The organism is Bacillus sp. M13(2017) (assembly GCF_002218325.1).
GTDB classification, from domain to species: domain Bacteria; phylum Bacillota; class Bacilli; order Bacillales; family Bacillaceae_G; genus Bacillus_A; species Bacillus_A thuringiensis_K.
Genome location: NZ_KZ268515.1, coordinates 125,288 through 134,291, shown reverse-complemented (window position 1 = coordinate 134,291; position 9,004 = coordinate 125,288). Strand labels below are relative to the sequence as shown.

Sequence of the window (9,004 nt, the reverse complement as noted above, 5' to 3'; positions counted from 1 at the left end):
ACTATAATCATAAAAGAATTAAGGCAAAATTAAAGGGTATGAGCCCAGTACAATACCGGGCTCATACCCTAGAGGCTGCCTAATGAAACGACCTGTCTAACTTTCGGGGGTCACTTCATTTTTACAATTAGGCTTTTTTATATAGTGTTTTTGTTATATACTATACTCAGCAATAAAGAAAGGGCTTACATTTAGAGGTGCTCTTTAGAATACGAATACTTTGATTATGTTTTGTGTAAATGTTCGATATTTAATGCAGAAAAATGTTAGATTTTGTTGACACGTATGAGAGCAAGTGGTAAGATTACTTCGAAAAGAATCACTGCCTCATATAATCTTGGAGATAAGGTCCATAAGTTTCTACCTGGCAACCATGAATTGCTAGACTATGAGGGGAAAAGTGTGTAACAAAGGATGTAAAGGATCTTTGTGCCGAACTTTTTCTCGAAATGAGGAATGTTTATGGTGCAAAGTTTTTTTTATACAATAAAGAGTGAAAATTTTATTTTAAAAAATTATTATTATTTATTCGACAATTATGCTTATTTTGGTGTTTAGTCATTTGTACTATGTTGTAAGTTGAAAAAAGAGAAAAGAAGTCTTACATCAGAGGTCGAATAATTGAAATGCGGGGGAGTCTTATGTCAGTAAAATCCGATAGTCGTCACCTATATCTACGGGTGATTGATCACATCAAAGAAAAAATTAAAGATGGGGCTTATAAAGAACGACAAAAGTTACCATCAGAGTTTGATTTAGCGAAAGAACTTGGCGTAAGTAGAGCGACTTTAAGGGAAGCATTGCGTATTTTAGAAGAAGAAAATGTTGTCATTCGTAGACATGGTGTAGGGACATTTGTAAATGCAAAGCCATTATTTTCTTCTGGAATAGAACAACTTTCTAGTATTACAGATATGATTTCTAGTGTGGGGAAAACACCAGGAACAATCTTTTTATCATCATCTACTACAACTTTAACAGAAGAGGAAAAAGAGAAGTTTAATAGTGAAGATGGTTTTAATGCAGTGATGATTGAACGCGTGCGTACAGCAGATGGGGAACCTGTTGTGTATTGTATCGATAAACTTGCAAAAGAAATATTGCCAGATTTATCGGGTTACAATGAGGAATCATTATTAACGGTGATACATAATAACACGCATAAGCGCATAACATATGCGGTTGCTCACATTGAGCCAATTGGCTATCACCCTAAAATCTCACCGATTTTAGAATGTGAGCCTGAAACAGCGCTGCTTGTATTAAAACAAATGCACTACGATCAAAATGATGAGCCAATCTTATATTCTATCAATTACTTTAGAGCTGATAAATTTAGCTTCCACGTATTAAGAAAGCGTATGTAGGTAAATTCCTTTTTAGGGAGGTGACAGCAAGAAGTAAGGAACAGCAGCGTATAAAAAATAGACAAATCATTTCAGGAGGGGTTTCTAGTATGAAGAAAAAAACAGGTCTTTTATTATCATTAACATTAGCAGCAAGTACGGTGTTAGGTGCATGTGGTAACTCGGATAAGGCGAGCAGTGATAAGAAAGAAGATAAAGACTTCAAAGTTGGTATGGTAACGGATGTTGGGGGCGTTGATGATAAATCATTCAACCAATCTTCTTGGGAAGGTTTGAAAAAGTTTGGTAAAGATAATGGATTAAAGGAAAAGACAAATTATCGTTACCTACAGTCTGAAAAAGAAGCAGATTATATTCCAAACTTAAAGAAATTTTCAAAAGATAAGTATGATTTATCTTTCGGAATCGGTTATAAATTAGAAGGTGCAATTAAAGAAGTTGCAAAAGAATCTCCAAAACAACAATTCGCAATCGTTGATACTGTTGTAGATGCACCGAACGTAACAAGTATTACATTTAAAGATCATGAAGGATCATTCCTTGTAGGTGCGGTAGCAGCTATGTCAACAAAATCGAATAAAGTAGGATTTGTTGGTGGAATGAAAAGTGATTTAATTAGTAAATTCGAAAATGGATTTAAAGCTGGTGCAAAGGCAGTAAATCCAAACATTGAAATCGTATCTGAATATGCGGAAGCATTTGATAAACCTGAAAAAGGTACAGTTCTTGCATCAGCAATGTATGGTCAAGGTGTAGATGTAATTTATCATGCTGCTGGTGGTACAGGTAACGGTGTGTTCACTGAAGCGAAAAACCGTAAGAAAAAAGGTGAAAATGTTTGGGTAATCGGTGTTGACCGTGACCAACATCAAGAAGGTATGCCTGAAAATGTAACATTAACTTCAATGATTAAACGTGTGGATGTAGCTGTAGAAAAAGTAGCTAAAGAAGCAAAAGATGGAAAATTAAAAGGTGGAAAAATTGAAGCGTTTGGTTTAAAAGATGACGGTATTGGTATTTCAAAAACAACTGATAACGTGAAAAAGGTTAACCCTGAAATTTTAACAAAAGTAGAAGAGTTTGAAAAGAAAATTACAGATGGTGAAATTAAAGTACCGGCTACAGATAAAGAGTATAAAGAATATGAAGCTTCTCTAAAAAAATAAATAGAGAAATAGCAAAGGTTAGTTCATAGAACTAACCTTTGTATGTATAAAAATTCCAAATCGCTTAATAAGTTAATAGTGTAATAGGGAATGTTCCCTGTTAAAAGGAGGAACGAAATGGAATACGTAATTGAGATGAATAACATTACGAAAGTATTCCCAGGCATTGTAGCGAATGATGATATTACGCTGCAAGTAAAGCAAGGAGAAATACATGCTTTACTTGGAGAAAATGGTGCAGGGAAATCCACATTGATGAATGTACTATTTGGTTTGTACCAACCAGAGCAGGGTGAAATTAAAATTAAAGGTAAACCTGTAAAAATCACAAATCCGAATATAGCAAATGACCTTGGTATTGGAATGGTCCATCAACACTTTATGCTTGTTCATAATTTTACAGTTACAGAGAATATTATTCTCGGAAATGAACCGAAGAAAAAAGGGAAAATTGCTGTTGAGGAAGCTGCTAAAGAAATTCAAAAATTGTCTGAACAATACGGTTTAGCTGTAAATCCATATGCGAAAATACAGGATATTTCAGTGGGTATGCAACAGCGTGTTGAGATTTTGAAAACTCTTTACCGCGGTGCAGAAATTTTAATATTTGATGAACCGACAGCCGTGTTAACACCACAAGAAATTCATGAGCTAATTCAAATTATGAAAAAGCTTGTACAAGAAGGAAAATCTATTGTTCTTATTACACATAAGTTGAAAGAAATTATGGAAGTTTGCGATCGTTGTACGATTATTCGTAAAGGAAAAGGGATTGGAACGGTTGACGTTGCAAATACGGATGAAAATAAACTTGCAGAATTAATGGTCGGACGTCAAGTGAATTTTAAAACAGAAAAAATAGACGCGAAGCCAAAAGAAGAGGTACTTTCAATTGCAAACCTTGTTGTTCACGATGCACGTCAACTACCTGCTGTAAAAGGCCTTGACTTAACTGTTCGTGCGGGGGAAATTGTTGGGATTGCAGGGATTGATGGAAACGGACAAAGTGAATTAATAGAAGCAATTACTGGTTTACGAAAAGTTGAGTCAGGTTCTATTGCAATTAAAGGAAAAGAAATAACAAATTGGCCTGTTAGAAGAATAACAGAAGAAGGAATTGGTCATATTCCAGAAGATCGTCATAAACACGGACTCGTACTTGATTTTTCTGTTAGAGATAATATAGTTCTTCAAACGTACTATAAAAATCCATTTTCAAAGAAAGGGATTTTAAATTTCAGCAAAATTACAGAAAAAGCAAAGGCTCTTATTGAACAGTTTGATGTACGTACACCTAGTGAGCAAACGTTAGCACGCGCTCTATCTGGGGGGAATCAACAAAAAGCAATTATTGCACGTGAAGTAGACCGAGATCCAGATTTATTAATTGCGGCACAGCCAACACGTGGTTTAGATGTAGGAGCAATTGAATTTATTCATAAGAGATTAATAGAGCAAAGGGATAAAGGAAAAGGTGTATTACTTTTATCATTAGAGTTAGATGAAATCTTAAATGTTAGCGATCGAATTGCTGTTATTTATGAAGGGGAAATTGTAGCAATAGTTGATGCGAAAGAAACGAATGAACAACAGCTTGGATTGTTAATGGCTGGAGGAACAAAGAAGGAGCAGGTGGGTACAAATGGCTAAAAAGCTTTTAACAGAACGAACGATAAATATTTTAGTCCCAGTACTATCCGTTATTTTCGGCTTACTTGTAGGAGCGATTGTAATGCTAGTTAGTGGCTATGATCCAATTGTTGGTTATAGTGCACTTTGGACAGGAATGTTCGGCAGCGCAAGTGCGATTGGTGAAACTCTCCGTACAATGATACCGCTTATTCTTGCTGGCTTATCGGTGGCGTTTGCATTTCGTACAGGCTTATTTAATATCGGGGTAGAGGGTCAATTGTTGGTTGGTTGGCTTGCAGCAGTTTGGTTCGGTTATGCAGTTTCGCTACCAGCTGTTCTTCACATGCCGTTATCAATTTTATTTGCAGCATTAGTAGGTGGAATTTGGGGTTTCATCCCTGGATATTTAAAGGGGAAATTTCAAGTTAATGAAGTTATTGTAACAATTATGATGAACTATATTGCTTTATACGTAACATATGACATTATTAAGCGTTTCTTACACGAGGGTAATGATAAAACGTATGACATTAAAGAGAGTGCGTCACTATCTTCAGACTGGCTTGCTTCTATTACTGATGGTTCACGTCTACACTGGGGAATTATTGTAGCAATTTTAATCGCTATTTTAATGTGGTTCTTATTAGATCGAACAACTTTAGGTTACGAATTAAAGTCGGTAGGATTTAATCAGCATGCCTCTCAATATGCAGGTATGAAAGTTTCTCGTAATGTAGTATTCTCCATGACAATTGCTGGTGCATTTGCGGGGATTGGTGGAGCGATGGAAGGATTAGGGACATTCCAGAGTATGACAGCGATGTCTTCGTTTACAGGAGTAGGGTTTGATGGGATTGCCGTAGCATTACTTGGAGGGAATAATCCGTTTGGTATAATCCTTTCAGCTTTATTATTTGGTGGTTTGAAAAGTGCTTCCCCTCAAATGAACTTTGAGGCAGATGTACCGTCAGAGCTTATTAATGTAATTATTGCATGTATCATCTTCTTTGTTGCATGTAGTTATGTGTTAAGATGGGCGCTTACACGCATGAGCAAGGAGGGGAAATAAATGAGCTTTTTAGATATATTAGCCATTCTTGTGACGGGTACGTTATATACATCGGCACCTATCATTTTCACAGCACTAGGTGGTGTATTTAGCGAACGATCGGGTGTTGTAAATATCGGATTAGAAGGACTAATGCTATTTGGTGCATTTATTGGAGTTGTTACAAACTTATTGATGGGTGATACTTGGGGAACGATGACTCCGTGGATTGCGTTATTATTTGCGGCAATTGGTAGTGGTTTGTTTGCATTACTTCATGCGGTAGCTTCTATTACATTCCGAGCAGATCAAGTTGTAAGTGGTGTAGCAATTAACTTCTTATCTCTTGGATTAACGGTATTTGCAATTAAGAAGATTTTTGATAAAGGACAGACTGACTTTATTCAGTACCGTATTGAAAAGATTGATATTCCAGGCCTTTCAGATATTCCGGTTTTAGGGAAAATATTCTTCTCTAACGTACCAATAACGTCGTATATTGCCATTATTTTAGCATTCGTTGTTTGGTATGTTATTTATAAAACACCGTTCGGTCTTCGTCTTCGTGCGGTTGGTGAGCATCCAATGGCAGCGGATACGATGGGGATTAACGTATATAAAATGCGCTATATTGGCGTTTGTATATCAGGGGTGTTTGCTGGAATTGGTGGAGCAATTTTTGCGATGTCAATTTCTAATAACTTCTCAGGGGCAACTATTACAGGACAAGGTTTCTTAGCATTAGCTGCTATGATTTTTGGAAAGTGGAATCCACTAGGTGCATTAGGTGCAGCGTTATTCTTTGGTTTTGCACAATCATTAAGTGTAACAGGTGGAACAATTCCTGTATTAGATCAAATTCCGAGTGTTTTATTAACAATATTACCGTATGTATTCACAATATTAGCACTCGTTGGTTTTGTAGGTCGTTCTGAAGCTCCGAAAGCATTAGGAACTCCTTATGAAAAAGGAAAACGATAAGTATAAAAAGCTCGCACATTAGTGCGGGCTTTTTTACATAGACTATATTTAATACGGAATTTTACTATGTTCCTTACATATTACAGTTTTTAGAAAGGGCCTTATGTAAGTATAGTGAGGAAGAAAAGTTGATTTTTCATTTCTAAAAACTGTATATTGAAGAGGAATATTCCTATATACGTAAAGGAGGGCTATAAATGAAACTAATGGAACAACAACTACATGAGTTAGGTGGTTTGCGCGTACATATTATTCCGACTGATAAATATAAAACGAATACCTTTGTATTTCGTTTTAAAGCGCCTTTAAATGAGGAGACGGTGACAGAGCGTGCCCTATTGCCATACGTATTGCAAAGTGCGACAGAAAAATTACCTTCTGTAATTCGTCTTCGTCAATATTTAGAAGAATTATACGGATCTTCTTTAGCGGTAGATGTAAGTAAAAAAGGGGAAGACCATATTATCTCCATTTATGTAGACATTGCAAATGAAGTTTATTTACATGATGCACCACCGTTATTTGAAAAAGCGCTTTCTATGTTGTCAGATATTGTGTTACATCCAGCAACGGAGGAGAACGGTTTCCTATCTTCTATCGTAGAAAGTGAAAAAAGAGCACTGTTACAGAGAATTGAAGCTACTTATGATGATAAAATGCGTTATGCAAACGAGCGTTTAATTGAAGAAATGTGCAAAGTAGAACCGTATCGTTTAAGTGCAAATGGAAAAAAAGAGAGTGTTACGTCTATTACAAATGAAAGTCTGTATCAATATTATCAAAAGGTGCTAGCGGAAGATGAAATGGATTTATATATTATTGGTGATATTTCAGAAAACGCCGTTGATCTTGTAAGTAAGTATTTTTCTATTTCAGCTCGTCCAGTGAGAGAAAGAAATGTACTCCTTCATAGACGAAATAATGAAGAAAAAGAAGTTGTTGAAAAACAAGAATTAAAACAAAGTAAATTACACATCGGTTATCGTACATTTGTCACATATAAAGATGAAGATTATTTTGCATTGCAATTGTTCAATGGATTGTTTGGTGGCTTTTCTCATTCGAAGTTATTCGTAAATGTGCGTGAAAAAAATAGTTTAGCGTACTATGCAGCATCGCGCTTTGAAAGTCATAAAGGTTTATTATTTGTTATGTCAGGAATCGAAGCGAAAAATTATGAAAAAGCAGTTGAGATTATTAAAGAACAAATGCTTGCGATGCAAAACGGAGAGTTTTCTGAAGAAGAAATACATCAAACAAAAAGTGTCATCCAAAATCAAATATTAGAGGCAATTGATACACCACGTGGTTTTGTAGAAATGCTATATCATGGTATTATTTCAGATCGTACACGTCCAGTTGAAGAATGGCTTACCGGTATAGAAAGTGTGACAAAACAAGAAATTGTAAAAGTTGCTAAAAATATTGAACTAGATACAATTTACTTTTTACAAGGAACGGAGGGAGAGTAAATGGAGAAAATTGTTTATGAACAATTAAAAGAAACACTCTATTATGAAAAACTTCCTAATGGATTAGATGTATATGTTTTACCGAAACAAGGATTTAATAAAACATTTGCGACGTTTACGACGAAATATGGTTCTGTAGATAATACATTTATACCATTAGGGAAAGAAGAAATGATTCGTGTGCCTGATGGAATTGCACATTTTCTTGAGCATAAATTATTTGAAAAAGAAGATCACGATGCTTTCCAATTGTTTAGTAAACAAGGGGCATCGGCAAATGCTTTCACATCTTTCACAAGAACAGCTTACCTTTTTTCATGTACATCAAATGTAGAACAAAATTTAAATACATTGTTAAACTTTGTACAAGAGCCTTACTTCTCTGAAAAAACCGTTGAAAAAGAGAAGGGTATTATTGGGCAAGAAATTCAAATGTATCAAGATAATCCAGATTGGCGCTTATATTTTGGATTAATTGATAGCTTGTTTGTAAAGCACCCGATTAAAATTGATATTGCAGGGACGATTGAGTCTATTAGTAAAATTACGAAAGACCTACTATATGAATGTTATGAAACGTTTTATCATCCAAGCAATATGCTAATGTTTGTTGTAGGTGCAATTGATCCAGAAAAAACGATGGATTTGATACGTGAAAATCAAGCGAAGAAAGATTATAAAAACCAACCAGAAATAGTACGTTCATTCGAAGAAGAACCAGATGAGGTAAATGAAAAGAAGAAAATTATTTCAATGCCTGTACAAACTCCGAAATGTTTAGTTGGTATTAAAGCGACAAACTTAAAAGAAAAAGGGGAAGCTCTTTTAAAACAAGAAATTGCGCTTACGTTACTTTTAGATTATTTATTTGGGAAAAGCTCCGTTCATTACGAATCTTTATATAACGAAGGGCTCATTGATGATTCGTTCTCGTATGATTATACAGAAGAGAATAACTTCGGTTTTGCAATGGTTGGTGGCGATACGAAGCAACCTGATGAGCTGGAAGAGCGTTTGAAAGGTATTTTATTAAACACAAATTATGATCAATTAGATGAGGCGGCATTAGAACGAGTGAAGAAAAAGAAAATAGGTGGCTTTTTACGTTCCTTGAATTCACCGGAATATATTGCAAATCAATTTACACGATATGCGTTTAATGAATCGAGTCTGTTTGATGCATTGACTGTATTAGAAAGTCTAACGGTTCAAGATTTACAAGAAGTAGCTCAATTACTATTATCAGAAGAGAAAATGAGTGTTTGCCAAGTTTTACCTAAAAAATAAAAGGTTTCATAACAATACCCTCATCTTATCATTGATAAATTGTAAGATGAG

8 protein-coding genes and 1 riboswitch are annotated in these 9,004 nt (G+C 35.2%); all 8 genes read left to right on the top strand.

The genetic code is table 11. The features are described 5' to 3' along the window. Positions 1 to 83: IS3 family transposase (locus CGQ22_RS26410; protein WP_140420774.1), on the top strand; the 83-nt coding region annotated here is incomplete at its 5' end. Between the two features lie 224 nt (positions 84 to 307). Further along, positions 308 to 409: riboswitch (purine riboswitch) on the top strand. A 232-nt stretch (positions 410 to 641) separates the two neighbouring features. After that, complete coding sequence (locus CGQ22_RS26400) at positions 642 to 1,367, top strand: GntR family transcriptional regulator (RefSeq protein WP_000114182.1); 726 nt, start codon at positions 642 to 644, stop codon at positions 1,365 to 1,367. An 89-nt stretch (positions 1,368 to 1,456) separates the two neighbouring features. Then, positions 1,457 to 2,533: a BMP family lipoprotein gene (locus CGQ22_RS26395; protein WP_000730604.1), complete on the top strand. Its 1,077-nt coding sequence runs from the start codon at positions 1,457 to 1,459 to the stop codon at positions 2,531 to 2,533. A 117-nt stretch (positions 2,534 to 2,650) separates the two neighbouring features. After that, on the top strand, positions 2,651 to 4,183 hold the full coding sequence (locus CGQ22_RS26390) for an ABC transporter ATP-binding protein (protein ID WP_000456911.1): 1,533 nt from the start codon (positions 2,651 to 2,653) through the stop codon (positions 4,181 to 4,183). Then, positions 4,176 to 5,234, top strand: coding sequence for an ABC transporter permease (locus CGQ22_RS26385; protein WP_001085260.1), 1,059 nt, complete (start codon positions 4,176 to 4,178; stop codon positions 5,232 to 5,234). Before CGQ22_RS26390 ends, CGQ22_RS26385 begins: the two co-directional genes overlap by 8 nt. Continuing rightward, positions 5,235 to 6,194 (top strand): ABC transporter permease, encoded by a 960-nt coding sequence (locus CGQ22_RS26380; RefSeq protein WP_000008857.1) that lies wholly within the window; start codon positions 5,235 to 5,237, stop codon positions 6,192 to 6,194. It abuts the gene before it with no gap. A gap of 197 nt (positions 6,195 to 6,391) precedes the next feature. Then, on the top strand, positions 6,392 to 7,666 hold the full coding sequence (yfmF, locus tag CGQ22_RS26375) for an EF-P 5-aminopentanol modification-associated protein YfmF (RefSeq protein ID WP_000772411.1): 1,275 nt from the start codon (positions 6,392 to 6,394) through the stop codon (positions 7,664 to 7,666). After that, positions 7,667 to 8,953, top strand: coding sequence for an EF-P 5-aminopentanol modification-associated protein YfmH (gene yfmH, locus CGQ22_RS26370; RefSeq protein WP_000411968.1), 1,287 nt, complete (start codon positions 7,667 to 7,669; stop codon positions 8,951 to 8,953). The last annotated feature ends 51 nt before the right edge of the window (positions 8,954 to 9,004 follow it).